This window comes from Stenotrophomonas sp. YJH_SMC_81, from assembly GCF_059370875.1.
The window spans coordinates 555,278-578,969 of record NZ_JCAFUB010000003.1 but is presented as its reverse complement, the minus strand read 5'-3'; the positions used below and the strand labels follow the sequence as shown (position 1 = coordinate 578,969).

24 protein-coding genes and 3 pseudogenes are annotated in these 23,692 nt (G+C 66.0%); 9 read left to right on the top strand and 18 right to left on the bottom strand.

Translation table 11 applies throughout. The features are described 5' to 3' along the window. Positions 1 to 14: 14 nt before the first annotated feature. The 7 genes from AC5P8U_RS09180 to AC5P8U_RS09150 all read right to left on the bottom strand — a co-directional run bounded on the left by AC5P8U_RS09180 (position 15) and on the right by AC5P8U_RS09150 (position 6,720). Positions 15 to 1,154 carry an SPFH domain-containing protein gene (locus AC5P8U_RS09180; RefSeq protein WP_495214106.1) on the bottom strand — a complete coding sequence of 380 codons (1,140 nt, stop codon included), beginning with the start codon at positions 1,152 to 1,154 and terminating at the stop codon, positions 15 to 17. Between the two features lie 137 nt (positions 1,155 to 1,291). Continuing rightward, a complete protein-coding gene (locus AC5P8U_RS09175) occupies positions 1,292 to 2,596 on the bottom strand; it encodes a transporter (protein ID WP_088497573.1) in 1,305 nt (434 codons plus the stop codon). Between the two features lie 49 nt (positions 2,597 to 2,645). Next, a complete protein-coding gene (locus AC5P8U_RS09170) occupies positions 2,646 to 3,395 on the bottom strand; it encodes a hypothetical protein (RefSeq protein WP_088497574.1) in 750 nt (249 codons plus the stop codon). A 13-nt stretch (positions 3,396 to 3,408) separates the two neighbouring features. Beyond that, positions 3,409 to 4,113 (bottom strand): C39 family peptidase, encoded by a 705-nt coding sequence (locus tag AC5P8U_RS09165; RefSeq protein WP_072167149.1) that lies wholly within the window; start codon positions 4,111 to 4,113, stop codon positions 3,409 to 3,411. Positions 4,114 to 4,213: 100 nt separating this feature from the next. Continuing rightward, complete coding sequence (locus AC5P8U_RS09160; protein WP_227836740.1) at positions 4,214 to 5,530, bottom strand: FapB/FapC family functional amyloid domain-containing protein; 1,317 nt, start codon at positions 5,528 to 5,530, stop codon at positions 4,214 to 4,216. A gap of 45 nt (positions 5,531 to 5,575) precedes the next feature. Then, on the bottom strand, positions 5,576 to 6,193 hold the full coding sequence (locus AC5P8U_RS09155) for a FapB/FapC family functional amyloid domain-containing protein (RefSeq protein ID WP_334271180.1): 618 nt from the start codon (positions 6,191 to 6,193) through the stop codon (positions 5,576 to 5,578). Continuing rightward, positions 6,190 to 6,720, bottom strand: a complete 531-nt coding sequence (locus AC5P8U_RS09150) for a FapA family amyloid fibril periplasmic chaperone (protein ID WP_227836738.1) — start codon at positions 6,718 to 6,720, stop codon at positions 6,190 to 6,192. Before AC5P8U_RS09150 ends, AC5P8U_RS09155 begins: the two co-directional genes overlap by 4 nt. Before the next feature lie 397 nt (positions 6,721 to 7,117). Between AC5P8U_RS09150 and AC5P8U_RS09145 the strand changes: the two genes are divergently transcribed. Beyond that, positions 7,118 to 8,473, top strand: coding sequence for a sigma-54 interaction domain-containing protein (locus AC5P8U_RS09145; protein WP_227836737.1), 1,356 nt, complete (start codon positions 7,118 to 7,120; stop codon positions 8,471 to 8,473). Between the two features lie 7 nt (positions 8,474 to 8,480). Here the strand turns inward: AC5P8U_RS09145 and AC5P8U_RS09140 are convergent, their stop codons facing one another. After that, positions 8,481 to 9,362 carry a TolB family protein gene (locus tag AC5P8U_RS09140; protein ID WP_088497579.1) on the bottom strand — a complete coding sequence of 294 codons (882 nt, stop codon included), beginning with the start codon at positions 9,360 to 9,362 and terminating at the stop codon, positions 8,481 to 8,483. After that, complete coding sequence (locus AC5P8U_RS09135) at positions 9,359 to 10,399, bottom strand: hypothetical protein (RefSeq protein ID WP_227836736.1); 1,041 nt, start codon at positions 10,397 to 10,399, stop codon at positions 9,359 to 9,361. Before AC5P8U_RS09135 ends, AC5P8U_RS09140 begins: the two co-directional genes overlap by 4 nt. 91 nt (positions 10,400 to 10,490) lie before the next feature. Between AC5P8U_RS09135 and AC5P8U_RS09130 the strand changes: the two genes are divergently transcribed. From AC5P8U_RS09130 to AC5P8U_RS09115, 4 genes are read left to right on the top strand one after another with little or no spacing between them, the layout of a single operon-like run. Beyond that, the gene (locus AC5P8U_RS09130; RefSeq protein ID WP_188240986.1) at positions 10,491 to 11,417 is read left to right on the top strand and encodes a LysR substrate-binding domain-containing protein; all 927 of its coding nucleotides are present in this window, start codon (positions 10,491 to 10,493) and stop codon (positions 11,415 to 11,417) included. Next, complete coding sequence (locus AC5P8U_RS09125) at positions 11,414 to 11,875, top strand: helix-turn-helix domain-containing protein (RefSeq protein WP_353079968.1); 462 nt, start codon at positions 11,414 to 11,416, stop codon at positions 11,873 to 11,875. Before AC5P8U_RS09130 ends, AC5P8U_RS09125 begins: the two co-directional genes overlap by 4 nt. Positions 11,876 to 11,885: 10 nt before the next feature. Further along, positions 11,886 to 12,311 carry a VOC family protein gene (locus tag AC5P8U_RS09120; protein ID WP_005416636.1) on the top strand — a complete coding sequence of 142 codons (426 nt, stop codon included), beginning with the start codon at positions 11,886 to 11,888 and terminating at the stop codon, positions 12,309 to 12,311. Further along, positions 12,308 to 12,538, top strand: a complete 231-nt coding sequence (locus tag AC5P8U_RS09115; protein ID WP_061478310.1) for a hypothetical protein — start codon at positions 12,308 to 12,310, stop codon at positions 12,536 to 12,538. Before AC5P8U_RS09120 ends, AC5P8U_RS09115 begins: the two co-directional genes overlap by 4 nt. A gap of 7 nt (positions 12,539 to 12,545) precedes the next feature. Here the strand turns inward: AC5P8U_RS09115 and AC5P8U_RS09110 are convergent, their stop codons facing one another. The 3 genes from AC5P8U_RS09110 to AC5P8U_RS09100 all read right to left on the bottom strand — a co-directional run bounded on the left by AC5P8U_RS09110 (position 12,546) and on the right by AC5P8U_RS09100 (position 15,778). Then, a complete protein-coding gene (locus AC5P8U_RS09110) occupies positions 12,546 to 13,241 on the bottom strand; it encodes an HAD family hydrolase (RefSeq protein ID WP_005416634.1) in 696 nt (231 codons plus the stop codon). Positions 13,242 to 13,577: 336 nt separating this feature from the next. After that, positions 13,578 to 14,318, bottom strand: a complete 741-nt coding sequence (locus AC5P8U_RS09105) for a DNA/RNA non-specific endonuclease (RefSeq protein WP_151354688.1) — start codon at positions 14,316 to 14,318, stop codon at positions 13,578 to 13,580. A 311-nt stretch (positions 14,319 to 14,629) separates the two neighbouring features. Beyond that, a complete protein-coding gene (locus AC5P8U_RS09100) occupies positions 14,630 to 15,778 on the bottom strand; it encodes a hypothetical protein (RefSeq protein ID WP_447897082.1) in 1,149 nt (382 codons plus the stop codon). Between the two features lie 24 nt (positions 15,779 to 15,802). Here AC5P8U_RS09100 and AC5P8U_RS09095 point away from each other — a divergent pair, with 24 nt between their 5' ends. Then, positions 15,803 to 17,377, top strand: a complete 1,575-nt coding sequence (locus tag AC5P8U_RS09095; protein ID WP_088497586.1) for a S15 peptidase family protein — start codon at positions 15,803 to 15,805, stop codon at positions 17,375 to 17,377. 4 nt (positions 17,378 to 17,381) lie between these two features. Here AC5P8U_RS09095 and AC5P8U_RS09090 read toward each other — a convergent pair whose 3' ends face one another. Together AC5P8U_RS09090 and AC5P8U_RS09085 are read right to left on the bottom strand one after the other, a co-directional pair. Next, positions 17,382 to 18,311 carry a DUF6708 domain-containing protein gene (locus AC5P8U_RS09090; protein WP_070489131.1) on the bottom strand — a complete coding sequence of 310 codons (930 nt, stop codon included), beginning with the start codon at positions 18,309 to 18,311 and terminating at the stop codon, positions 17,382 to 17,384. 60 nt (positions 18,312 to 18,371) lie between these two features. Beyond that, positions 18,372 to 18,668 (bottom strand): annotated as a pseudogene (locus tag AC5P8U_RS09085) (PfkB family carbohydrate kinase); the annotation flags it as partial. A 185-nt stretch (positions 18,669 to 18,853) separates the two neighbouring features. Here AC5P8U_RS09085 and AC5P8U_RS09080 point away from each other — a divergent pair. After that, positions 18,854 to 20,068 (top strand): chymotrypsin family serine protease, encoded by a 1,215-nt coding sequence (locus AC5P8U_RS09080; RefSeq protein ID WP_070489134.1) that lies wholly within the window; start codon positions 18,854 to 18,856, stop codon positions 20,066 to 20,068. A gap of 65 nt (positions 20,069 to 20,133) precedes the next feature. Here the strand turns inward: AC5P8U_RS09080 and AC5P8U_RS09075 are convergent. Both AC5P8U_RS09075 and AC5P8U_RS09070 read right to left on the bottom strand, forming a co-directional pair. After that, positions 20,134 to 20,468: pseudogene (locus AC5P8U_RS09075) on the bottom strand (LysR substrate-binding domain-containing protein); the annotation flags it as partial. Next, positions 20,407 to 20,733 (bottom strand): annotated as a pseudogene (locus AC5P8U_RS09070) (arsenic transporter); the annotation flags it as partial. The pseudogenes AC5P8U_RS09070 and AC5P8U_RS09075, both read right to left, overlap by 62 nt. A gap of 66 nt (positions 20,734 to 20,799) precedes the next feature. On the opposite strand from AC5P8U_RS09070, the gene AC5P8U_RS09065 reads away from it, so the two are divergent. Both AC5P8U_RS09065 and AC5P8U_RS09060 read left to right on the top strand, forming a co-directional pair. Then, positions 20,800 to 21,012, top strand: coding sequence for a hypothetical protein (locus AC5P8U_RS09065; RefSeq protein ID WP_088497589.1), 213 nt, complete (start codon positions 20,800 to 20,802; stop codon positions 21,010 to 21,012). A gap of 106 nt (positions 21,013 to 21,118) precedes the next feature. Beyond that, entirely contained in the window at positions 21,119 to 21,676 is a 558-nt protein-coding gene (locus tag AC5P8U_RS09060) for a hypothetical protein (protein ID WP_227836732.1), read from the top strand. On the opposite strand, the gene AC5P8U_RS09055 is transcribed toward AC5P8U_RS09060, so the two are convergent. Beyond that, the gene (locus AC5P8U_RS09055; protein WP_151354685.1) at positions 21,633 to 22,667 is read right to left on the bottom strand and encodes a methionine synthase; all 1,035 of its coding nucleotides are present in this window, start codon (positions 22,665 to 22,667) and stop codon (positions 21,633 to 21,635) included. The genes AC5P8U_RS09060 and AC5P8U_RS09055 overlap by 44 nt on opposite strands. A gap of 39 nt (positions 22,668 to 22,706) precedes the next feature. Beyond that, positions 22,707 to 23,684: a DUF1852 domain-containing protein gene (locus tag AC5P8U_RS09050; protein WP_353079970.1), complete on the bottom strand. Its 978-nt coding sequence runs from the start codon at positions 23,682 to 23,684 to the stop codon at positions 22,707 to 22,709. Between the last annotated feature and the right edge of the window lie 8 nt (positions 23,685 to 23,692).

Here is a 23,692-nt window from a genome sequence, read left to right as displayed (position 1 = left end):
TGTGCGTCCTGCTGTTACAGGCCCAGCGCCTTGGCTTTCAGGGCGTCATAGTCGCCCTGGGTGATCAGGCCCAGGTCCAGCATTTCCTTGGCCTTCTTCAGCTTGGCCACCGGATCGTCGGCAGCCGGCGTGACCGGCTGCTGCATGCCGCCGACACCGAACATGCCCGAGGCCATGCCGACACCGACCAGGCCGGCCGCACCGCCGTTCTCGCCGGCCGACTGGATGCCCTGGGCGACGCTCGCCTGCAGGTTGGAATTGCCGCGCGAGCCGGACAGCGCATCGGCGCGCTGGACGGTCTTCAGCAGTTCGCGGGTGTTGGCGTCGTACTCGATCGAGACAATGGCGGTCTTGACGATGGCCAGGCCGCGATCCGACTTCCACTGGTAGCCCTGCTCGACGGCGGCCGACAGGCTCTGTGCAAAGCCCAGCGAGTCCTGCTGCAGCCTGGTGATGCGGTTGCCCTTGCCCGCATCGTTCGTGTACAGGCTGAAGGCCGGCGCCAGCGAACCGACCACTTCATTGAACAGCTGGCTGGCGGCGGCGTTGTCCAGGTCGGTGAAGTCGAACACCTGGCCCGGCTGCAGGTAGCTGGCCGGCACGAAGTTCTTCACGAACAGGATCGGGTCGACGATCTTCAGCGTGTACGAGCCGCGCGTGACCGCGCCCACCTGGGTATTGAGGAAGCCGTCGTCCCAGTAGATTTCCGACTGGGTCCCGAAGCGGTTGTCCGGCAGCTCCTTCAGCGAGACGAAATAAGCCGCCTGCTGCGAACCGGGCTGGCCGCCGAACTTGAAGCGTTCCCAGCTCTGCTTGATGAAGGTGCTGACCAGACCGTCGCCGGCGAAGATCGATTGCGAGTTCAGGTCGTCCGAACGCCACTCGTAGCCGCCCGGTTCGGCGACGAACGCGGTGATCGCGCCGTCCTGGAACAGCAGCAGGCCGTAGCCCTCCGGCACGATGATCTTCGAGCCGTTGCTGATGATGTTGGACGAGCCGCTGGTGTTGGAGCCGCGGCCGGCGTTGGTGCCGCGCGGCACCGCCGCGAACAGGGCCGCCGTCGAGGGCAGGCCCGTGGGCACGGTGTAGAAGTCCTTCCACTGGTCGGCCAGCACACCACCGACCGCACCCTTCACCGCCTGTACCAGACCCATGTCCAACTCCCTGTGATTCGAGGGCAGGCACCATGCCTGCCGAGCTGGGCTGAATATAGCAGCGGGCAGGGACCGCTGTGGTGCCGGAAGATGAATCCAGGCCCTGCCGGGGCGCAGGACCGTGCCTGGCGCTGTCTCTACAACATGTACGGGATCTTGAAGGCGAGCGTGAAGTCCGGTGCATCCGGGGTCAGCCCGATGCCGAGCAGGGTCACCAGTGTGGTGTGCTGGTTGAGCGCGTAGGTCACGCCCAGATTCAGTGATGCCGCGTTGGCGTCGCTGCCGATCACTTTCATCCACTTCCCGCCTTGGAAACGGGTGGAAGCGCGGGCGCTGATGCGGTCGCTGAAGGACAGGCTGAGGCTGGTGCGCTCGTTGAACGCAAAGGCCACGCCAGCGCCGAAGTAGACCGCGCCGCCGAGCTTCACGTCACCCGGGTTGACCGTGTCGGGGTTGCTGTCGATATCACTGAAACCACGCGGGAACGAATGCACATAGCCGACGTTGGCGAACAGGATTGCCGGATCGGCGGTCTTGACCATCGACAGGCCCACATTGGCCTGCCACACGCCATTGCCGGTGGGCTGTTCCCTGGGTACTGCGAAGCGGATGTAGTCATCGTCGTCGCGCTCGATCACCTTCCAGTCCAGACCGTAGGGTGCGCGCCCGGTAGGGGCGGTGACTCCGGCGGTGAGCACCGTTTCCGGGCGCCAGCCGCGTTCGCCGAACAAGCGGTAGTTCGCACTCAAACCGATATCGCCCAGCCCGTTGCCATTGGTTTCTTCCTGCGCGATCGCGGCCGCCGCGCCGCCGGCGCCGCCCTTCTGGTAGACGGTGCGCCGCGCCAGGTAAGGCACGTCCAGGTTGAGCGTCAGGTTCGGGCTGACACCCCAACGTGCGGCCAGGTTGTAGGTGAGCGAATCGGATTCAACGTTCTCGATGGCGATGTTGCCGAGGAAGATCGCGTCCAGCGCCAGGAAACCATTGAGGGTGAGCTGCTTGCGGTCGTAGCGGGCGTAGGTGAGGCTGTTCTCGACGGTGAAGCGGCGCGAGAATAGGGCCGACTGCTGTTGTTTCACATCATCCACGCTGCGCCGCGATTCCTGCTTCGCCTGCTGTGCCTCGGCCGCCGTACTGGCGTAGCTCTCGCTACCCTGCGACGTCTGTAGCGTCGAGCCATGCTCGACTGCTGCGCCCGTTGCCGCCGCCGTTGCCGGCCCGGTGGGCCCCGTGCGTCCACTCAATCGCGCCTGCATGGCCTGCACCTGCATGTCCAGTTCGCGCAGCCGCCGCACTTCCTGTGCATAGTTGGATTTGAGCTGCTCCAGCTGGTTGGCAAGTGCCTGCACGTCGCCGCCATCGTCCGCCGCTGGCGGTGCGGCAAAGGCGGTGCCCGCCAGCGCCGCCAGCGCCAACGGGGTGATCCTCATCAAGGTGTGCATGTTCGTGTCCTGCGTTGTGGAACGCCTCCCCCAACGCCGTGCCGTGGTGCTATCGGCCCGGCCCCATGCCGCGGTTCATCGCAATCGCCTGGGCCACGTTCTGGCTCAACGGCAGGTTGCCGCCCGCGGTATCCCGCACCAGTTCCAGCCGCAGCTGGTTGCTGGCGATCTGGCCGTCACCGGCCAGGGCGATGCCCTGGCCGACGCTGCCGTTGCGTATCCATTGCTGGACCATGCCCTGGCCCTCCACCTGCAGCTGCAGGCGTGCCTGGTTGCCGTCCAGCACTGCGGAGGCCGACGCGCCTGCACCCTGCGCACTGAGCGAATGCGCACCGTCATCCGAAAGGCCCGGCACCGTGCCGTTGCGCACCACCAGCGTGGTCGAATTGCGGGCAACGTTGCCATCGCCGGCCACCTGCACGCTCTGCACCAGGCCATTGGCGTTGGCCAGGCCGGTGCTGTCGATATGGCGGCCCTGCGTGTCCGGCAGCGGCGCATCTGCGGCAGTCACGTGCACGCTGGGCTGGAAGCTCAGTTTCGGGCTGCCGCCGCCGCGGAAGTCCATGCCCAGAGTCAACGCACCCTGCAATACGTTTCCGTTGCCGGCCTGCCACTGCGAGACCATCGTCACCCCGAACCACGCGACGGTACTGCCGCCCACGGTGTAGCGGCCGCGCATCAGGTTCAGTTCGGGATCCGGAATTTCCTTCAGGCCGCGTCCCGGCGCAGCATCCGCCGCCTGCAGGGGCAGGGCGGGGCTCGCCAGCAGCAGGAGCATCAACAGACGGTGGCGGAACATGGCGGAACCTCCTTCAGAACAGGTCGGCGTGGCTGAAGCCGAAATCGACCAGTTCGGCATCGGTGATCGGCCCCTGTCGCGCGTAGAGCGCGCGGGCACTGGGCCGTTCGCTGGGTTGCAGCAGGACTGTGTTGCGATCGAAATCACTCCCGATCACCACGAATACGGCACGCGATGGCCACGCAGCGAGGAATTCAGGCAGCGCCAGGCTGCGGTTGCCAAGGATGGGATCAGCCACCTCGACCACACCGCCGCGCACCTGCTTGAGCACCACGAAGTGGCGGAAGCCGCGCACGTCCATCAGCACAAGACCCGGAACCCGAAGCGTGCGCAGGCGGGCCTCATCGATGCGATAGCCGCGCCCGCGCATGCCCAGCGACTCCACGTAGCGCTTGATGTCGAGCAGCGAGAAGCCACGCTCGGCCACCAGCGCCGGGTCGGACACCCCCATCATCCCTTCGATGACCGTCGCCTCGTCGGTGTCCAGGTGGTAGGCATGGCGCAGGACGGTCGCCAGTGCGGCCGCTCCGCAGCTGTAATCGGTGTGCTGGCGTACCACGTTGCGGTAGCGCCGTTCCTGCATGCTCTCCACCTTCTGCTGCAGCAGTGCGCCATTGGGCAGTACGCCGGCGAAGCCGACGTCGCCCGCCCGCGCGGACGCGCCGCCCAGCAACAGCAGGCAGGCCAGCAGGCGTATCGAGAGACGGTGGCCGAACATCGCATTCTCCGGCAGCAAGGGGGAGCTCCTGTCCCAAGGGGGAGGAGGAACAGGAGCTCCCGGGGAACCCGGCCATTGGCGGACGGCCGGGGTGTTGCGCTTACTCGCCGCTGCCACCACCGCCGCCGGTGCTGGGCTGGGCGACTGCCAGGGCCAGGCTGTTGGCCTGCAGGTTGCCGGTGCCCGCGGCCACGTTCACGCCGATGTTGCCCGAGGCGCCGGAGAAGGCGCTGCCCGACAAGGCCGAGGTGTTGGTCGCGTTGACGTTCACCCAGCGCGTGGTGCTGACCGTGCCGCTGAGGCTGGCATACAGGTCGGCCACGCCCAGTTCGACGAACTGGCTGGTGCCACTCTCACGCGTATCGAAGCCCAGGCCACCCACCCCCGGCCGGTTGGGGTTCATCGTGGCGTTCTGGATTTCGTCGTCCAGATCGATATGGCCGGTGCTGCTGCCACCCGGGTGCGGCAGCTCGCCACTCCAGGTATCCAGGTAGTAGTTGGCCATCTGGTAGGCGTTGCCGGTGCCGCGGTAGGTGCCCGCGCCATAGGCCAGGGTCAGGCCGCTGACGCCGCCACGCATGCCGACCTGCACGGTATCGGTGTAGGACTGTACGAAGCCGGCGTTGCTGACCGTGTTGCCGGTGGAGACCTGGTTGGAGCTGATGCTCGACTGCGCCACCGCGGTGGTCGCGACCGACGCCGCCAGCGCGTTCTTCTGCTCGTTGTTGTTGCCCGAAGCAATGTTGACGCCGATGTTGCCTGACGCACCGCCGAAGGCATTGCCACCGAGACCTGCGGCATTGGTGACGCCGGAGTTCATGGTCGCGTTGCCGAAGCCGGCCTGGTTGACGAACACCTCGGCGTCGGCCATGCCGAAGCTGAAGGACGCGTCGGCGGCGGACAATGACGCGGCATTGTCCTGGGCGTTGTTGTCGCCCGATACCACGTTGAAGCCGAGGTTGCCGGAGGCACCTGCGCCCACGCTGTCACCGATGGAGGCACTGTTGGTGACCAGGCTGTTGCTGGTGGCGTTGTTGCTGATCGACTGGCGGTTGTCGATCACGGCGATGGCCGCCGAGTCGAGGTCGATGTCGCCGGTGATGTTCGGGTCGCCGGAGAAATTGATGTCGGTGCTCAGTCGCAGGTCCTTCTCCAGGTTCACGTCGACGCCGTGGTTGTTCTTTTCCTTGCGTTCGTCGGCCTGGATGGTGCTGTGCTTCTGCACATTGACGTTGACGGTGCGGTTGCTCACGTCGTTGTCGGTGTGGTTGTGCGTCTCGTTGCGGGTTTCGCTGACGGTGTGGGTGTGGTTGATGTTCGCGTTGGCGTTCTGGTTGTCCCAGCCATTGGCCGCAGCGGCGGTCGAGGCAGTGGCAATCGCCATGGCGAGCATGGTCCGTTTGACGGTCGCTTTCATGGTGCCCTCTTTCTCTCATCAGGTGGTGCATCGGTTGGGTGGTTGTCACGGGCGGTCCTGCACGACCAGGCCCAGCACATTGGCCGTGTCATTGCCGCTGCCCGCGATCTGATTGAGTTGCAGGACCCCGTCGAATCCCCGCAGCGCGGTGCTGGTGACACCGGCGCTGCGGGTGCCCGTCGCGACGCCGCGACCGGCGTCGTCCCGCCCCCCTGCCAACGCGGAACCCTCGGCGGCCAAGGCCGTATCGTCGGTTTCGCGTATGCCCTGTCGGGCCAGCGTCGCGCTGACGACGTTGAGCGTCGTGTTGGCGATGCCGCTGGCCTGGTTGATGGATGCGATGCCGCTGGCACTGGCCAGCGCCTTGCCATCGATGACGGCAGTGGCGTGCATCGGCGCACCCAGCACGCGGTTGCCACCGCGCAGTTGTCGGTTGCCGATCGAGACGTCGGCATGTTCGCCCGTGGCGATGCCGCGCAGGTTGGCCTGCAGATTGAGGTCGCCGGCCGCCTGGTTGACCGCGATGGCGCCGTTCGCGCCGGCCAGTGCATGGCCGTCGATGCGGGCAACGTCGAGGTAGGCGAGCATGCCGCTGTAGTCATCGGCCTGCGCGATCAACGGCGTGGCAGGCAGGATCAGCAGCAGCCAGTGCGCCCGCCTCACTTGCCACCTGCCGGGGCCATGCCCTGCAGCGGGAACTGGCCGAGCGCGCCGCGCACGGTCTCGCTGATGCCGCGGGTATTGTTGCCGACCGCGCCGAGCGGCCCGCTCATGGCACCACCGAGACTGCTGCCGACCATGCCGTCACCGTTGCGGCCGAGCGTACCGCCCAATGCCTGCTGCGTCACACGTTCGACCGTGGTGCCTGCGGGTGCGGTGGCTGTGGCGGCGTGACCTGCCCCCATGCCTGCGTAGTCCTCATCGCTCAGCTCGTCCATCCCGTTTGCCGGGGCACCCGCACCGAGGGCCGCCGCGATCTCGCGCTGGGGTTTCGGGTCGGCGATCAGCGCCATGCCGGGCGGCGCCATGCGATAGGCCGGGCGTGCGGACACATCACGCAACAGGACGATTTCGCCCGGTTGAGCCTTCACACCCTGGCGCGCACCGGAGGCAGAGGCGCTCGCGCCAACCGACAGCAGGGCCACAGCCAGCGTTGCCAGCAGGCCGCGAATGGGGGTGATGCCGTCCATGCCGATCTCCCGTGGTGGGTGCGGCGGAAGCACGCATCAACCGTGCCAACCCTGCAAGGCTTGGCTGCCTTGGCGTCAGGCGCTGGCAGGCGCAGGGGGCTGCTGCCGCGCCGTTACAGCGGCGTCGGAAAAATGTTGGGATCGCGCTGTACCACGCGCCGCAGGGCAAGGCGGGCGCCCGACTGTCACACCGGCGTTACAGGTGCCGTCGCGGACTGTAACGATGCCGCTTCAGCCGGTGGTCTCTTGACGTGGCGCTCATTGCGCCGCCGTTTAGCGCAGCGCTAGGATCCGCCCATCAAAGGCCGCTGCGGTGGCCGTAGAGGGTCCCGGCGGAGGGCGGCACGCCGGCGATTGCCTGACAGTCCGCCGACGGTGTCCGGATGCTGGGGGAAGCATGGCGGCGGTCCCGGAGGCTTCTACATCACGTTGCGTGCTCTGGTTCGGCGAGCCGCTGGCGAACGAGCGCAGCGCGCTGGCGGCCGCAGGCTGGTACGTGCGCTGCATCCATCCCGACCCGGCGATGGCGATCGGGCTGCGCGGGCGTGATCGGCTGGTCGCTGTGCTGGATCTTCGCCATCTGGATACGCCCGCGCTGCAGTTGCTGGCGCCATGGATCGAACAGCACGTGCATCTGCCCTGGATTGCGGTGCTGCCACCCGGCGCGGGGCCCACGCCTGCAGCGTGGCTGCCCTTGCTGCAGCGTTGCATCTCGCGGTTCACGCTGCCTTTCGGCCTGCAGGACCTGGTGGCTGCGATGCGCCAGCAGTTCGACGCGGATGATCCTTCTGCCAGCGAGGTATGCGCCGGCCAGGGGCCGCGCACACTGATCGGCGAGAGTCCTGCGTTGCATGCGGTGCGCAGCGTGCTGCACAAGTTCGCGCCGGTCGAACTGCCGGTGCTGGTCACCGGCGAAACCGGCACTGGCAAGGAGCTGGCGGCTCACGCGCTGCATGCGTTGTCCGGCCGTGCGGGCAAGCCGTTCATCGCGGTCAACTGCGGTGCCATTCCGGCCAGCCTGGTGCAGTCGGAGCTGTTCGGCCACGAGCGCGGCTCGTTCACCGGCGCCGACAAGCGCCAGATCGGCGTATTCGAAGCCGCCCACGGCGGCACCGTGTTCCTCGACGAGGTGGGCGACCTGCCGGCGGAGGCGCAGACCAGCCTGCTGCGCGTGCTGCAGGAAGGCACCTTCGAGCGCGTCGGCAGCAGCCAGCCGCTGCGGGCCGACGTGCGTGTACTCGCCGCCACCCACGTCGAACTGGAGCACGCGGTGGCGCAGGGGCGGTTCCGCAGCGATCTTTACTATCGGCTCAATGTGCTGCGCCTGCTGATGCCGCCCTTGCGCGAGCGTGGCGCCGATGTGCAGCTGCTGGCCGAGCACTTCCTGCGCTGCTTCCGCCTGCGCCACAGCGTGCGTGCACGTGGCTTTGCGCCCGCTGCGCTGCAGGCGATGCGGCGCTTCGGTTGGCCCGGCAACGTGCGTGAACTGCTCAACCGGGTGCAGCGGGCGGCGATCATGGCCGAAGGCGAGCTGATCAGCGAGCGTGACCTTGAACTGGGTGGGGCCGAGCATGCGCCGCCGGGCGCGATGCTGCAGGATGCCCGCGGCCAGGCCGAGCGCGATGTGCTGCTGCAGACCCTTCGCCAGACCGGCTACAACGTCTCCGAGTGCGCACGGCAGATGCAGATCTCGCGGGTGACCGTGTACCGGCTGTGCCGCAAGCATCGTCTGGAACTGCCGGCGCAGCGTTGAGTGCGGATCATGGTTCGCCCGAACGGTAGCGGATGCGGTACAGGTCCAACCCCGCACCGTCTGCGCGCCGCGCCGAATAGGTCAAAGTGTCAGGTTGCGAGCCATCCAGCATCGCACCGTAGCTGTCGCCGGAGGCTTCGTTCACCGGGGAGGGCAATGCATGGCCCGCGTCATAACGGCCTCCACGCTCGTAGGCAATGAACTGGCGGACCGGTGCAGTGGCGAAGTCCAGGGCGCGGGCAAACACCACCGTTTGGCCGTTGCCGAGGAACGTGGCATCGAACTCCTGTGCGGCGGTATTGATGCCACCCGCCAGCGGCCGCGCCAGCTGCGCCACGCCGCCGATCATCGTGGCGCTGTAGAGGTCATGGCCGCCGGCACCGCCCGCGCGATCGCTGGAGAACAACAGCGTACGACCGTCCGGCGAGAGCATCGGCGCGAACTCGTCGGCCGCGCTGTTCACCGCGGGGCCCAGATTCTCCGGTTCGCCGAATCGACCGTCACGTCCAATGCTGACCCGGTACAGATCGTCGCCGCCCTGGCCGCCTGCTCGATCCGAACAGAAATGCACCGTGCGGCCATCGGCAGAAAAGGCGGGATCGAAGTCTCGTCCCGGCGTGTTGAACGAGACCGGCGTCGCCGGCCGCCAGCGCTGCCCATCGTGGCGGGAGACCCAGATGTCATACCCGCCCGGACCGCCGGGACGGTTGCGGCTGAACCACAGCGCGGTGTTTCCGTCCGGGCTCAGGGTCAGTCGAATCTCGTCGTACTGCGTGGATGCAACGCCCGGCGCAAAGCGTTCAGCGGAGCCGACGATCTGCAGCACGCTTGAGGGAGTCGCGGGGGGCGACGCAGCAACCAGCAGCATCACGGCCAGCCGCGCTTTCATGCCTGCCGCTCGAAGTCGCTGACCCAGTTGGTTTCCCAGCTGCGCCCGCCATCGGTCGATGCCGCCTGTTCCCAGCGCGCCGAGCGCGGGGTAATGCGTGACCAGATCACCCGCGTCTGGATTGATCGACCGTCGTGCTGGTCTTCGCCGAAGAAGCGGCCGACGCCGGCCTCGAAACCACCGCGCAGCGGCGCGCCGATCCGGGTCGGCTCCCGGCCATCCAGCCACCAGCTCAGCCAATGCCGCTCAGCGGCGTTCCAGGCGCGGATACCCATGCCGCGCAGCGGTGCTCCCGGCACGTCCATCAGGTTGTCGCCCACGTTGCCGAATCCTCCCAGTACCGGCCAGTTGTGCAGGGTGCCGTTGAACGCGTCCCACGCATCACTGCCTGCCAGCCGAGCACGCAGGCGACGATGGCGCACGTTCCAATGGCCCACCAGGAAATCGAAATCGCGCGGTGCATCCGGCAGCTTCGGAAGCGGTGAGGGGACCGCCGCAGTGCGGCGGAACCAGTTGCGCCAGTTCACTTCCCAGTGCGCGCCGGCATCGTCGGAGAACGCCTGCTCCCACCATGGCTCCTCGCCATGGATGTCATGCCAGCGGAACCAGACGTCGATGGGGCGTCCCCTGAAGTGATCACGACCACGGAAGCTGCCGCCATCGCCTTCGAAGACGCCGCGCACGGGCGCTTCGATATGGGCAGGGTTGCGCCCATCGATCCACCAGATCGACCACGTGGAAGACACTGGATCAAAAGCACGCACGCCCAGGCCTCTGTACGGGCCCGAAGGCAGCGCCATGACGTTGTCATCGATGGTGCCGAGTCCGCCCAGGGTGAGCCAGACCGCGCTGGCGCCGGTGAAGGCTTCCCAGCGGGTGTCGCCCACCAGGCGCTCCTTCAGGCGTTGGTGCCGGACCTGCCAGTTGCCCTGCAACCATTTCCAGTCTTCGCTGTGGCTGGACAGGGGCCGCCCCGAGGGTAGGGCGCTTGAGGCTGCCACTGCGGCCAAGGTGGCCAGGAACTGCCGTCGATCCATGTGCGTGACCCCTTGCCGGAAGTGCCTCCATCGTTGCGGGTGCGAGGGGGATTGACCACGCAGATATCCGGGCTCAGGCTAAGCCACACTTATGGTGAGCCAACGCCAGCTTCCATCGCTTGCCGCCATCCGCGCCTTCGAAGCGGCGGCGCGGCTGGGCAGTTTTGCCCGTGCCGCCGAGGAGCTCGACACCAGCGCGGCATCGGTGAGTTACCACGTGCGCCGGCTGGAGGCCCAGACCGGCACCTGCCTGTTCCTGCGCCACGCACAGCATGTGGAACTGACGGCAGCGGGTGCCAGCGTCGCGCAGGAGGCCACCCGGGCCTTCGACGCGCTTCGTGCCAGTTTCATGCGCGCCGCAGACATGGATGCGGCGCGACTGCGCCTGTCCGTGCTACCCACGCTGGGCACGAGCTGGTTGACACCGCGGCTGGGCAGTTTCCGCGGCCGCCATCGGAGCATCGTGCTGGAACTGGACCTGTCGGCAGAGCCGCAGGACCTGGCCGCCGGGCATTTTGATGCTGCCATCCGCAATGGGCATGGCGAGTGGCCCGGGCTGCAGGCCACGCCCCTGTTCCCCAGCATTTTCACCCCGTTGTGCGCGCCAGCGCTGCTGCCGGCGGCAGACGGGCTCGGGCGCCGGGCCTTGGAGGTTCCGCTGCTCGGCAGGCCCGACTGGTGGGCACTGTGGTTTTCCGCACATGGCGCGGTTCCGCCGCCGGCCGAGGAGAGCCTGGTCAGCCCCTTTGCGGTAGAGCATCTGGACGTCGGCGCGGCCATTGCCGGGCAGGGCATCGCCATTGCTTCGCCAATCCTGTTCCAGGCCGAACTGGACAGCGGGCGCCTGGTGCAGGCACATCCCGGTGTGGCCAGCGACGGGCGTGGTTTCTGGTTCGTGGCACCGACGGCGCGCAGCCGGAGCGCCAAGGTCATTGCATTCGGTGACTGGCTGGGCGAGCAGGCCGCGCAGGCCAGGCATGCGGCGCGACATCATCTGGCGAGCACGGTGGCGGCATGAACCAGAGCCCTGAACTGCTGCGACGCCTGCTGCGTGCCAAGGACCGGATGGACCATGCCAGCCACGAGGACTGGCCGGTGGCCCGCCTGGCCGAAGTGAGTGCCGTATCCGCGGCGCATTTCGCGCGTTCGTTCAAGCAGGCCTTCGGGCTGCCGCCGCACCGCTACCTGCTGAGCCGCCGCATCGAACGGGCCGTGGCGATGTTGCGTGACACCGATCTGCCGGTCACCGAGATCGCCGCGCAGACCGGCTGGAGCAGCCTGGGCACCTTCGGCCGCATCTTCCGTGACATCATCGGCGACAGCCCGGGCAACGTGCGCGAGCGTGAGCGGGCCGGCCAGGCGACGCCGGCCTGCGTGCCGGAGTGCCACGCACGTGCCGCGCAGCGACCGGACCTGAACATGGCAGTTTTGGAGAAGCGCCGGCGCGCGGCGGTTGCTAACGTGGATCCCACGTGAGGGAGGTCCCATGACAAACACTGTGAACACGGTCGGCCTCTATGTGCGCGACCAGGATGAAGCGCTCGCGTTCTACGTCGGCATGCTCGGTTTCGAAGTGCACACCGATGTGCGCAATGGCAGCTACCGTTGGCTGACGGTACGCAGCCCCGGCCAGGACGGATTCCAGCTGGGGCTGTTCGTTCCGGGCCCGCCCACACACGACGCGGCCACCGCGCAGGCACTGCAGCAGCTGGTGGCGAAAGGCGCAATGCCTCCGCTGGTGCTGGCCGTCGATGACTGCCGGGCACGCTATACGCAATGGCTGGCACGGGGCGTCGAGTTCACCCAGGAGCCGGTCGAACGCTATGGCGCCATCGATGCCGGATTCCGTGACCCGTCCGGCAATGGCTGGAAGATGATCGAAGCCCGATCCGAAGCGAGGCGCCGTCAATGAGCCGGGGTGGCTGGGCGCGGCCCGTGCATCGCTGGACCTCGATCGTCTTCACCCTGGCGGTGATCGCCAATTTCGCCGCTCGCGGGCTGGGGCAGGGCGAGCCGGCAGCGTGGATCACCTATTCGCCGCTGCCGCCATTGTTCCTGCAGCTGTTCACTGGCCTGTACCTGTTCGTGCTCCATTACACCGGGAAACGCCGCAGCGCCACGCTGGGCGCTGCAGGCTGAGGCCGCCTCAGGCGGCAGCGTCGGCGGCGTAAGCCGCCAGCAATGCCGGCAGCTGGTCCATGCGCTGGAAGATCACCTTCGCACCCGCAGCGCGCAGGGCCTCCGGCGTGCTGTGGTGCGGGCCGCCCTCGCTGAAGCCAAACACGGTGGCACCCGCCGCGACGCCGGCGGTCGCGCCGGTCACGGTGTCTTCAATGACCGCGCAGCGCTTCGGATCCACACCCAGCGCGGCAGCGGCCGCCAGGTAGACGTCCGGGTGCGGCTTGGTGTTCGGCATGTCCTGGCCGCTGTAGACGTGGTCGCCGAATGCATCGAGGATGCCGACCTTGCCCAGCTGCAGTTTCACCTTGATCAGGTCGGCACCGGACGCGCAGGCAATGCGGCCACCGGTCGCTGCGGCGATCGCACGCACGGCCTCGGGCGCCCCCCGGATCGGCTCCAGATCCCGTTCCAGCGCCCGGTTGCGCTGCTGGCGGAACTCCTCCAGCCATTCCTCGGTGAACGGCTTGCCGGTGCGCTCTGCGATCAGCCCGGCCAGATGGGCCACGGATTGGCCCAGGAAGACCTCGCCGGCCTGCGCCGGGGTCAGCGGCCAGCCGCGTGCGGTCAGCATTTCCGAGAGCACGCGGGCCACCAGCGGCTCGGAATCGACCAGTACGCCGTCGCAGTCGAACAGCACGGCATCGAAGGGGAAACGGGACATCAACTACTCCGGGAACAGCCAAAGGGGCGAGGCGCCCGCCATTTTCCCATAGCGGGACGGGCAGGGCACGCTGGCCACAGGAACGCTAGACTGCCGGGCCACCCCACCCAGCGCTTGCACGGGAATACCCCTTGAACCGAGTGCGATCCCGGGCCCGGCACCATCGCCTCATCAGTGCCGGCATCGCCGGCGCGGTGACGCTGGCCGGCAGCTGCCTGCTCCCCGTCCTGCTTGTCGTTGCCACCGTCGCAGGCGCCGCAGTGCAGTTCCTGGTTGCCAGAGTGCTGGCGTCACGATGGCTGCGCGTGCAGGCATCGTGATTCCTCTGCCTGCCGATCAGCCCAGGTCACACCCTGCAGGCTGTGGCCAGGTGCTGGCCGGCAGCATGTTCTTCAGCGAGGTCGGTGCGTTGATCGCCACATAGCTGGCGCCCAGCAGCTCCTCCAGATCGGCAATCGTCACCAGATAGTTGTCCAGGCTGCCCAGGTTGGCCTCGTTGGGAATGATCCAGCTGATCGCCTTGGCGGTTCCGGTGTTCGGGTCACGGGTGATGATCGTCTTCCAGAAGAACTCCGGGGTCGGGATGCCATGGCTGGCCAGGAAGTAATCGTTGGCGGCGTCGCCGTAGACCACACCACCGTAGACGTCCACCGGTGCGATGTCGCGGTAGCACTCGGCCACGTTTTCGGCCTTCACCCAGATGCCCTGGTTGAAGCTGGACACCTGCGGCACGATGTTGGTCATGTAGTTGGCGTGGCGGATGTAGGTCGCGTCGTAGTCCATGTGGTTGGACGTGACCAGATGGCCACGGTCGTAGCCGGATCTGATGCTGGCGTAGGACGCGGTGCTGGTCTGGCCCAGGCAACCGGCCGGCAGGTCCGGGTCCTTGTAGAAGCTGGACGGCCGTGCGGCCGAACCGGTATCGGCAGTAAGCGTGTACTCGTAGCGGGTGGCGCTGTGGATGCTGCAGTCGTAGGTCAGCACGAAGCCGCCCTTGTTGAGGGTGACCACCTGGGCCTGTGCAGCACCGGCAAAAGCACTGAGTACGAAAGCAAAGACAAAGCTTGCAAGGCGCATTTCGATTCTCCAGCAGAAGATTCAGGGCGCAGCCGCCCGTCACGACCTGGCCGGGGCGAGGTCATGCGGAGATGCTGCGGAGACGGATGCTGCGGATTGCGGTGGAGCCTGGCCGCGTTGTTGGGCCATCAGCCCTGCGGTGTCATAAGCGTCACAAGCTGGCGTCTTGTGGTCAATGACGAAAGGGCGAAGCTGTGATCATGCGCAAGCACTGGTGATATGTCAGATCACGCGGCGCGTGGATGACACGCGCGCGTGCTAGGCGCCCGGCAGGCCTGCCAGCTGCGCCCCTGGGCCTGCGGCGGCGGGCGCTACAGGAATGTTTCCTGTTCTTCGTCCGGCGCCAGGCATGCGGCCTTGCTTTGCTCGGTCGAGTGCGCAATGGCCGCCTCGTCGAAACCGGCGCGGCTCAACCACAAACGATTCCAGCGGACCAGTGCGTCGCCGTCGCGTGCCAGGCAGGCATAGCGGACGATCGATTCCAGGTTGTCGATGGTCGGGTACTGCTGGGCGATTTCGTCCAGCCCCTGGCGCATCAGCGGCCAATCGGGCTTCGCTGCGCGGAAGTGATCGGGCGAATATTCGGTGGCCGACCAGTACAGCCGTGCGTAGCGCATGGCCCGCTTCTTCTTCGGTGCACTGGCCATCGAGTGCCGCGCGAAGGCTTCCATCTTCTGCGCGCTGCCACCCCAGGCCGGCGTGAAGTACTCCATGGCAATGAGGTGCAGTGGTTCGTAGTCGGGGAAGGCCTTCGCTGCGCGATCAACGAGCGCCAGCATTTCGTCGTCATCCGCGCTTTCGCGCAGCGCGATCAGCACGTTCATCTCGTGCCAGAACGGGTCGCCGCCGGCAACATCCTCATGCGATTGCAGGTAGGCCCGCGAAACCGCGTTGTACTCATGGAACTGTGCCCAGTCGTCGGCGTTGACGGTGTTGGCGTAACCGTTGCCGCGGTAGCTCCAGGCCAGGTTGAGTGGAATCCGTGCGGAGATCAGGTGGGCCGCCGCAGACTTCGGCGCGTGCTGAACCCAGCGCGCCGCCCATGCAGACCAGTCGTTCCAGGCTTGAACCTCCTGCCGCGACGTGCCGATTGCACGCGACATGCAGATGTAGAAACGGCCGAGCCGGGATTGGCCGGCGGCGTTGAGCTCGCCCTTGCGGAAACGTGCGGCCATCGCATCAAGTGCCGCAAAGTCGTCGTTGGCCATCAGCCGCGCAATCTCCGCGCAGTCGTTGGCCGGTTCGGGGGCATCTTCCGCCAACACTGAAGGGGCGAACAGACAGGCGACGCTGGAGAGCGTGCCTGCGACGAGCATCCTGTGCATCGGGGGCGTCCTTGCTTTGATGGGAGACTGCGGAGGGCCCGCAGTGCCTTGAAGCATAGCAAGGCGCGCTTTGCGGCATGTTGCGTCGCAAGGTGCCAGCCACCATTCGCACTGGTACGGTCCGATCCGTTGCACCACCACCGACGGGGAGAGACAACGATGCGCAAGGTTCTGCTGCTGTTGATCCTGCTGACCGGGCTGGCGCCCACGGCCCTGGCGGCCACGGTCAAGACCACCCATCGCACCATCCCCAGCTGGGATGGCACGCCCCTCGGGGCCTTCGTCATCGAACCCCAGGATGCCGGCAGTGGCCGCTATCCGCTGCTGGTGATGCCCAGCAGCTGGGCAGTGCCCAGCGTGGAGTACGTGGGCGCGGCACAGTCGCTGGCGCAGCGCGGCTATGTGGTCATCAGCTACAGCTCGCGCGGCTTCTGGGAGTCCGGCGGCAGCATCGACATCGCCGGGCCCGCCACGGTCGAAGATGTCAGTGCCCTGATCGACTGGGCGCTGGCCAACACCCGGGCCGATCCGGCCAGCATTGGTGTCTCTGGCATCTCCTACGGGGCCGGCACCAGCCTGCTGGCGGCGGCACGCGATCCGCGCATCAAGGCCGTTGCCGCGCTGAGCGGCTGGGCCGACCTGCAGGCGTCGCTCTACAGCCATGACACGCCCAGCGCACAGGGCATCGCCCTGCTGGTGGCAGCCGGCCTGGCCACTGGCCGCCCCGGGGCGGAGCTGGCCACCATCAACGGCAATGTGCTGGTCGGCAACTACCAGGGGGCGGTGGACTCGCTGCTGCCGGTAGCGGCACAGCGCAGCCCGGCCAGCAGCCTTGATGAGATCAATGCCAACCAACCCGCGGTATTCCTCGCCAACGCCTTCAACGACAGCCTGTTCCCGCCGGGCCAGCTGGTCGACTTCTTTACCCGCCTGAAGGGACCCAAGCAGTTGCAGCTGCGCCATGGCGACCACGCCCTCAACGAAGCCTTCGGTGCGCTCGGCATTCCCAATGAAGTCTATGCCGCGGTGGGCGACTGGTTCGACCACTACCTCAAGGGCGTGGCCAATGGCATCGACCGCCAGCCGGCGGTGCAGTTGAAGTCGCAGAAGGGCAGCTGGAGCCGTTATCCGGACTGGCAGGCCACCTCTACCGGCGCCGTAAGCTACGGGCTGACCGCGCCGACCGGGCTGCTGCTGCCCACCGGAGGGCTGGCCGAGAGCGGTGGCGGCACCGGTTGGAACTACCGGATCGGCAGCGGCCTGCTGACCGCCGCCAACTCCGGCGTGGTGATGGCGTCCGGCGCGCTGCAGATGTTCAACCTGCCGCCCGGCGCCTATGTGCCGTTCGTTGGCCGCAACGCCGCAGGCGTCTGGCAAGGCCCGATCTACTGGAGTGCACGCCGCCTGGATGGCGCACCGGAAGTGCGGTTGACGGTGACGCCCACGCGCGCCGACACCACGCTGTATGCCTACCTGTATGCCGAGGATATGCTGGGCAACGGCCAGCTGATCAGCCACAAGCCGTACACCCTGCGCGGTGCCACGCCCGGCCAGCCGAGAACCATCGATCTTCGCCTGGAAGCCAGCAGCTGGAACCTCCCGACCGGCAGCCGGCTGACCCTGGTGGTCGATACCGTGGACCTGCGCTATGCGGGCATCAGCCAGCTGGGCGGTGCGGTGACCTTCAGCTCGCCAGCCAACGCGCCTTCGGTGCTGAAGGTGCCTTTGCATTGATGGGTCAGCGCAGGTCCGGTGGATTCATCGAAGCGTCGCGGACACAGGGATCACCGGCGTCCGGTGTCAGGCACGCCTCGATGTCCGGTGGAAACCGCGGAATCCTGCTGGTCTGCATCACCACCCAGCGCATGATCGTGTGCAGGTAGTTGAGTGGCAGCATCGTGAGCCACATGAAACCCGGGAGCTGCGCGTCTTCGGCGAAGATGCGCTCCTTGCCGGACGCGAAGCTCTCGCGCTTGCCGTCCAGCGGCATGCAGTAGTGCACCGCGTCCACGACGGCTGCCGGTCCTTCTTCCATGTAGCGCCGCAGGAACTCCCAGTGGGCATGCGCGTTCTCGATGCGGGAGGTCGCGATGCAGAACGCGAACGTCTCCCGTACTGTCACGCCATCCGCGTCTAGGATCAGTCCGCGGACATCCCAGTTGTACCATCCGAAGGTTCCGGTTCCGCGGCCAAGCGTGAAATACACTCGGTCCCAGGGCGCGCTGAGGGTGGTGCCATCCAGCCGGAACACGTGTATCTGCCGATGCTTGCGATCAAGCGCGATCGGATAGTAGGTCCAACGGAACAGCTCGAGGCAAGCTACCCATATGCTCGCTGCAGTGAAGACGGCCAGCATCGCCATGCCTATGAATATCGCCTCCCACAGGCCGTTTTGGTTCGGTAGCCTGTTCACGACCAGCAACCAGAGCAGCATCAGCATGCCGCCCAGCCCGAAGGCAATGCCGATCGCGCCCAGCAGGGCTGCAAAGCCACGTGCGGCGAACCAGCGATCCACCGAAACCAGGCAGTTCGAATTCATCTTCACCACGCACAGCTGCGCCAGCGGCGCGACATCCAGTCGCTTCTTCCGCAGCAGGCGGTGCTCACGATCAAACGCATTCAGCGGGCGGTTGTTGGGAAATTTGCGCGTGTATCCGGTGTAATCCATGGGCGATCCCTGCGCGATTCCAGCGCCCGTTGGATTCTAGCGGGATTATCCTGGGGGAGATCAGCGACGAACGTCGAACTGGTCGCTCTCCATCAGCGCCCGGACTTCAGCTTCGCGGGCAGGGCTGAAGTCGCCGGGAATGGCGTGCTTCAACGCGCCCGCAGCCAGTCCGAAGCGCACGGTGCTTTCTGCGTCCAGCCCGGACAGCAATCCGTGCACGATGCCGGCGGCAAAGGCATCGCCACCGCCGATGCGATCAACGATGCCGGGCAGCGGCCTCGGAGGAGCCTGCGCGCGGGTTCCATCGCGTCCCAGCAGCAGCGCACCGAGCACGTGATGGTCGGCGCTGATTACTTGGCTGTTTCTGAAGAACTACCAGCGCTAAGCTTGATCTGGCGCGACGCACACCTGCGTTGAAGCGCGCAATGCCTCACGAAACGGTGAATGGCCCTCCTGCCCCGCCGAGCGCAAAGAGGTTTCCTGCTACCTTCGGCCGTGGAGCCGGCACTGGCTCCTGAACTCATTCCATGGAGGAAACCTAGATGTCGCTAGCATCAGTTCTGCTTGTTCTCGCGTCAGCTCAGAGTCTCGCGGTCATGCCGGCAGGCCAGGCATTTTCGGAGAAGGAATCGGATATCGCTGCCAAGGCCTACATGAGTGCGAACGGCGTGTCACTCGACACCGCCAAGCGCAGGCTGGAAGTTGAATCCGAGCTACCTTCGGTCATCGCCGAACTGAAACGGCGATACAGTGATCGGCTCGCATTTGTTTCGATCGAAAACATGCCCGATCAACACCTCGTTGTTGGACTGAAGGGAAACATGATGGAGGCGGTCCGGCACTTCAGAGTGAGCGACTCATCCATCAGGGTCGAGTTCGAGGAGGGGTATCCGTACACGGAGAAGGAGTTCTCCGAAACCATGCATAGAGTCGTTCCACTTGTGGTCGAACTCATACCTGATGCAGTGAGTGTGGACGGCCGCCCCGAGCTGGGCATGATTGACGTTTCGGTTCGTGGAGCCGATGCAAAATCGTATGAAGCGGCCAAGCGCAAGATTGAAGAGGCTGCGAAGCTGAAGGTCAACATCATCCTTGGGAGGGATCCCTTCCGCAATTCGGCGTACACCGCCGGTGGGGCGATCCTGACTGCCAATGGCAGGATGTGCACAAGCGGCCTTGCGGTTCGGCACAAGCTGACCAAGGTAAAAGGGCTCCTTACGGCAGCGCACTGCGATGATCAGTTGCTTTACAGCAATTACGGTCATGAGGTTGGTGGCCCGCAGGTCATGATGCCACTGACATTCCAGGACGCGCTCTTCGACGGTAGTCACGATGTTCAATGGCACTCGCTTCCTGCTGGAAATACACCGCTCCAGGAAGTGTTCGCAGAATTGAAGGGTGAGTACCAGACGAAGGCATTGATACTGATCCATGCGGACCTTCCACTGCATGGCCTCCTTTGCTTCCGAGGGGCTCGCACCGGCTTCAGTTGCGGAACCGTCACATCGGTGCAGCACGCCCCGTTGGGCGTATGTGGCGCTGCAGTCTGTGCACCCACTTGGGGAAGAGTGGAAGGCTCCGAACTTGCATGCGCGTCCGGTGACAGCGGCGCCGCCGTCTTCAACAAGAGCGGCTCAGGCTACGGGATCGTAAAATCCGCTGAGAATCCCAGTGATTCAATCGAGAAGGGAAGCTGCAAGGCGTTGACCGTCATGCCTTTCGGCAAGGTTGCCGATCTGAATCTCGACCCGGTATGAGGCACCGGGACCGAGGAAGCCTTCAGTAGGCGCCGCAGGGAATTGCTGCGGACAGGAGAGGTGGCGCGCTCTGCCGTGGGCGAGAGCAGGGCACCACGGCGGCGGACTATGCCGATCGTGCGCGACACTACCGGGTTGCCGATCGCGCGTGTCACCAGGGTGGGGTGATCCCCGTCCGGCGTGGCCATCTTCGGCAGCGCTGACACGCCGATGCCGGCCTCGACCATGCCCAATGAGTCGATAGGTGGGCCACTTCGTAGTGCCAGCTGAGCTTGAGGCTCTCACGCGCCAACGCACCATTCAGCAGCGTGCGGTTGCCGCTTGTGCGGTGCACGGTGATCAACTGGCGCTTGGCCAGATCCGCCCATTCCACCTTGCGCTTGCGTGCCAGGGAATGATTGTGCCGGGTCGAACAGGCCTTCGCGCCGGGCCAGCCGGGCCAGCCCGGCCAGCATCATCATGCCGATCAGGAACAGATAGACATCGCGGCCCTCGGCCACCGCGTGCAAGGTCGTGCCGAACGGCACCGTTCCCAGCAGTGGAAGCAGAAGAGCAGCCCCCAGTGCCCACACGTACTCCGGAATGCGGAATGGCCGGAACAGCAGGCCGAGGGTCGCCACGGTCACGGCCGCCCAGATGAGGAAAGAGGAACAGGAAGCGAGCATCGGGCGGGGTGTCGCACCTCCCCGCATAAGGTGGGAGCCATTCAGGGCGTTGCGGTGGACTCAACGATGTTCGACTACCAGGGCTGGACCTTCAACGCCAATGGCCGAACCCGGGTGGCCCGGGTGGAACTGGATGGCGACGGCGACGGCACCATCAACCGTTACCGGTTGACCCTCGGGCCCGCCCAGTCCGGGCTGTGCATCAAGGTGGCCTCGCAGGAGGAAGCCGCCAAGAGGCTCGAAACCGAGGTGGAGAAACTGCTCGGCCCAGAGTGGTAAAGAGGGGAGTGGTAAAGAGGGCTTCACTGCGGCAGAAGCGTTGTGAGGTTGCCAGCGCCACTCCGCAATCTCAGTCCATGCGACGGCCGACCGTATTCTTACGGCCATGCATTCGCCCTCCAGCGCTCCCGATTTCATGATAGCCCGCCGGCCCTCGGGCTGGGTGCAGAGCGGCGAGCGCTGGGATCTGTGGTGGAACGGCCGTTCGGTGGCCAGTATCGTGCCGCATGCCGCGCTCGGGTTCCGTCTGTACCTGGACGCACGCAAGATGTCACAGGTCAAGGTCGTGTCCGCCACCAGCACCCGTCAGGCCAAGCGCTACGCCGAGCGCTGGTGTGCTGCACGGCTCTGCCCGCAGTTGCCTCTGCGCGATGCGGTGGCGCGATTGGTGGATGCCGGTACTCCACCGCCTCCGGCGCTCACGCGGGAACAGCGGCAGCAGGCCCGGCGCCTGGCCGAAGCCGGGGCAGGGGAGATGGGGCGGATCAAGGAAGCGCTGGCGCCACGGCCGCGCATGACGGCCGCCAGGCCCGAGGTGCAGGGGCGAGGTGGAGCCTGGTCTGTACCAGGCCAGGTTCCATCCTCCCCGCGCCGAAACGGGAACACATCCCCAGCCAGGGCTACGCCGAAAGCTCCTCACGTACGATCCTCGCCCCCGCGCTGAGTGCGCGCAGCTTGCCCCTGGCCACGTCGCGCGCCAACGGCGCCATGCCACAGTTGGTGCTCGGGTAGAGCTTGTCGGCGTCCACGAACTGCAGCGCCCTGCGCAGCGTGTTGGCCACATCCTCCGCCGATTCCACCGTGTTGGAGGCCACGTCGATGGCGCCCACCATCACTTTCTTGCCACGCACCAGCTCGATCAGGTCGATCGGTACGTGCGAGTTGTGGCATTCCAGCGAGATGATGTCGAGGTTGGAGGTCTGCAGCTTGGGGAACGACTCTTCATACTGTCGCCATTCCGATCCCAGCGTCTGCTTCCAGTCGGTGTTGGCCTTGATGCCGTAGCCGTAGCAGATGTGCACGGCGGTCTCGCACTTCAGCCCTTCGATCGCACGCTCCAGCGCGGCCACGCCCCAATCGTTCACTTCGTCGAAGAACACATTGAAGGCCGGCTCATCGAACTGGATGATGTCAACGCCGGCGGCCTCCAGCTCCTTCGCTTCCTCGTTGAGGATCTTCGCGAACTCCCAGGCCAGCTTTTCGCGGCTCTTGTAGTGCGCGTCGTACAGCGTGTCGATCATCGTCATCGGGCCGGGCAGCGCCCACTTGATCGGCTGCGTGGTCTGCCGGCGCAGGAACTTCGCATCCTCCACGAACACCGGCTTCGGACGGCTCACTGCGCCGACCACGGTCGGCACGCTGGCATCGTAGCGGTTGCGGATGCGCACGGTTTCGCGCTTCTCGAAGTCGACGCCGCTGAGATGCTCGATGAAGGTAGTGACGAAGTGCTGGCGGGTCTGCTCGCCGTCACTGACGATATCAATGCCGGCATGCTGCTGTTCCTGCAGGGACAGGCGCAGGGCGTCCTGCATGCCCTCGATCAGGCTTTCGTCCTGCAGCTTCCAGGGTGACCAGAGCTTCTCGGGCTCGGCCAGCCAGGAGGGTTTGGGCAGGCTGCCTGCGGTGGAGGTGGGGAGCAGCGTCTTCGTCGGCATCGTGTGGTGTGTCCTGGGGGCGAATGGGAAATCGATGGATCAGCGGGCGGCCCACTGCTCAAGCACGGCGCGGTACGGCTTGATGAAGTGTTCTTCGGTGAACCGGCCCTGCTTGACGGCCAGCTGGCTGCGCTCTTCGCGGTCGTAGACGATGCGGGTGGAGGAGTAATCCTGGTGCTTCAGGCTGGGCTGGTAGACCTTGCCGGCCACGGAGTTGGCGTTGTAGATCTCCGGGCGGTAGATCTTCTGGAAAGCTTCCATCGTGCTGATGGTGCCGATCAGTTCCAGGTTCGAGTAGTCTCCCAGCAGGTCGCCCTGGAAGTAGAAGGCAAGCGGCGCCACGCTGCCCGGTGGCATGAAGTAGCGCACCTGCAGGCCCATCTTGTCGAAATACTGGTCAGTGGGGGAGGACTCGCCCTGGCGGTATTCCACGCCCAGGATCGGATGGTGGTTCTCGGTGCGGTGGTAGGTCCTGCTGCTGGAAACACTGATGCAGATCACCGGCCCCTTGCTGAAGTTGGCGCGGTAGGCGTCCGAGCGCAGGAAGTGCTGGAACAGCTTGCCATGCAGGTCGCCAAAGCCCTCCGGAAGGCCGAAGGTGTCCTTGCCTTCGTTGCTGGCCGGAAGAACCACGCTGAAGTCGTAGTCACGGACATAGGACGAGAAGTTGTTGCCGACGATGCCTTCGGTGCGTGCGCCGGTGTGCGTGTCGACGATGGTCGGGCGCAGCACTTCTATCAAGGGAAAGGGGTCGCTGCCCGCGTTGCCATCGATGTGCATCTCCACCGAGATGATGTCCAGCTCGACCGCGTAGCGATCGGCGCTTGGGTTGTCCCAATGCGCCAGATCATTGAAGCGGTTGTTGATCATGCGGATGGTGTTGCGCAGGTTTTCCTGCCGGGACGCGCCGCGCGCCAGGTTGGCGAAGTTGGTGGTGATGCGCGTGCCTTCGGCCGGCTGGTAGTCCTCGTTGAAGGGGATGCGCGTGATTCTGAAGGTGAAGGCGTCGGTCGTCATGGGCGGCG

Bases quoted from the DNA above. Each gene is read 5' to 3' on its own strand.
- AC5P8U_RS09115 (WP_061478310.1), top strand. From the start codon at position 12,308: ATGAGCCGGGGTGGCTGGGCGCGGCCCGTGCATCGCTGGACCTCGATC.
- AC5P8U_RS09125 (WP_353079968.1), top strand. From the start codon at position 11,414: ATGAACCAGAGCCCTGAACTGCTGCGACGCCTGCTGCGTGCCAAGGAC.
- AC5P8U_RS09080 (WP_070489134.1), top strand. From the start codon at position 18,854: ATGTCGCTAGCATCAGTTCTGCTTGTTCTCGCGTCAGCTCAGAGTCTC.
- AC5P8U_RS09175 (WP_088497573.1), bottom strand. From the start codon at position 2,596: ATGCACACCTTGATGAGGATCACCCCGTTGGCGCTGGCGGCGCTGGCG.
- AC5P8U_RS09140 (WP_088497579.1), bottom strand. From the start codon at position 9,362: ATGAAAGCGCGGCTGGCCGTGATGCTGCTGGTTGCTGCGTCGCCCCCC.
- AC5P8U_RS09065 (WP_088497589.1), top strand. From the start codon at position 20,800: ATGTTCGACTACCAGGGCTGGACCTTCAACGCCAATGGCCGAACCCGG.
- AC5P8U_RS09145 (WP_227836737.1), top strand. From the start codon at position 7,118: ATGGCGGCGGTCCCGGAGGCTTCTACATCACGTTGCGTGCTCTGGTTC.
- AC5P8U_RS09170 (WP_088497574.1), bottom strand. From the start codon at position 3,395: ATGTTCCGCCACCGTCTGTTGATGCTCCTGCTGCTGGCGAGCCCCGCC.
- AC5P8U_RS09055 (WP_151354685.1), bottom strand. From the start codon at position 22,667: ATGCCGACGAAGACGCTGCTCCCCACCTCCACCGCAGGCAGCCTGCCC.
- AC5P8U_RS09135 (WP_227836736.1), bottom strand. From the start codon at position 10,399: ATGGATCGACGGCAGTTCCTGGCCACCTTGGCCGCAGTGGCAGCCTCA.
- AC5P8U_RS09050 (WP_353079970.1), bottom strand. From the start codon at position 23,684: ATGACGACCGACGCCTTCACCTTCAGAATCACGCGCATCCCCTTCAAC.
- AC5P8U_RS09130 (WP_188240986.1), top strand. From the start codon at position 10,491: ATGGTGAGCCAACGCCAGCTTCCATCGCTTGCCGCCATCCGCGCCTTC.
- AC5P8U_RS09165 (WP_072167149.1), bottom strand. From the start codon at position 4,113: ATGTTCGGCCACCGTCTCTCGATACGCCTGCTGGCCTGCCTGCTGTTG.
- AC5P8U_RS09150 (WP_227836738.1), bottom strand. From the start codon at position 6,720: ATGGACGGCATCACCCCCATTCGCGGCCTGCTGGCAACGCTGGCTGTG.
- AC5P8U_RS09160 (WP_227836740.1), bottom strand. From the start codon at position 5,530: ATGAAAGCGACCGTCAAACGGACCATGCTCGCCATGGCGATTGCCACT.
- AC5P8U_RS09095 (WP_088497586.1), top strand. From the start codon at position 15,803: ATGCGCAAGGTTCTGCTGCTGTTGATCCTGCTGACCGGGCTGGCGCCC.
- AC5P8U_RS09180 (WP_495214106.1), bottom strand. From the start codon at position 1,154: ATGGGTCTGGTACAGGCGGTGAAGGGTGCGGTCGGTGGTGTGCTGGCC.
- AC5P8U_RS09110 (WP_005416634.1), bottom strand. From the start codon at position 13,241: ATGTCCCGTTTCCCCTTCGATGCCGTGCTGTTCGACTGCGACGGCGTA.
- AC5P8U_RS09090 (WP_070489131.1), bottom strand. From the start codon at position 18,311: ATGGATTACACCGGATACACGCGCAAATTTCCCAACAACCGCCCGCTG.
- AC5P8U_RS09105 (WP_151354688.1), bottom strand. From the start codon at position 14,318: ATGCGCCTTGCAAGCTTTGTCTTTGCTTTCGTACTCAGTGCTTTTGCC.
- AC5P8U_RS09120 (WP_005416636.1), top strand. From the start codon at position 11,886: ATGACAAACACTGTGAACACGGTCGGCCTCTATGTGCGCGACCAGGAT.
- AC5P8U_RS09060 (WP_227836732.1), top strand. From the start codon at position 21,119: ATGCATTCGCCCTCCAGCGCTCCCGATTTCATGATAGCCCGCCGGCCC.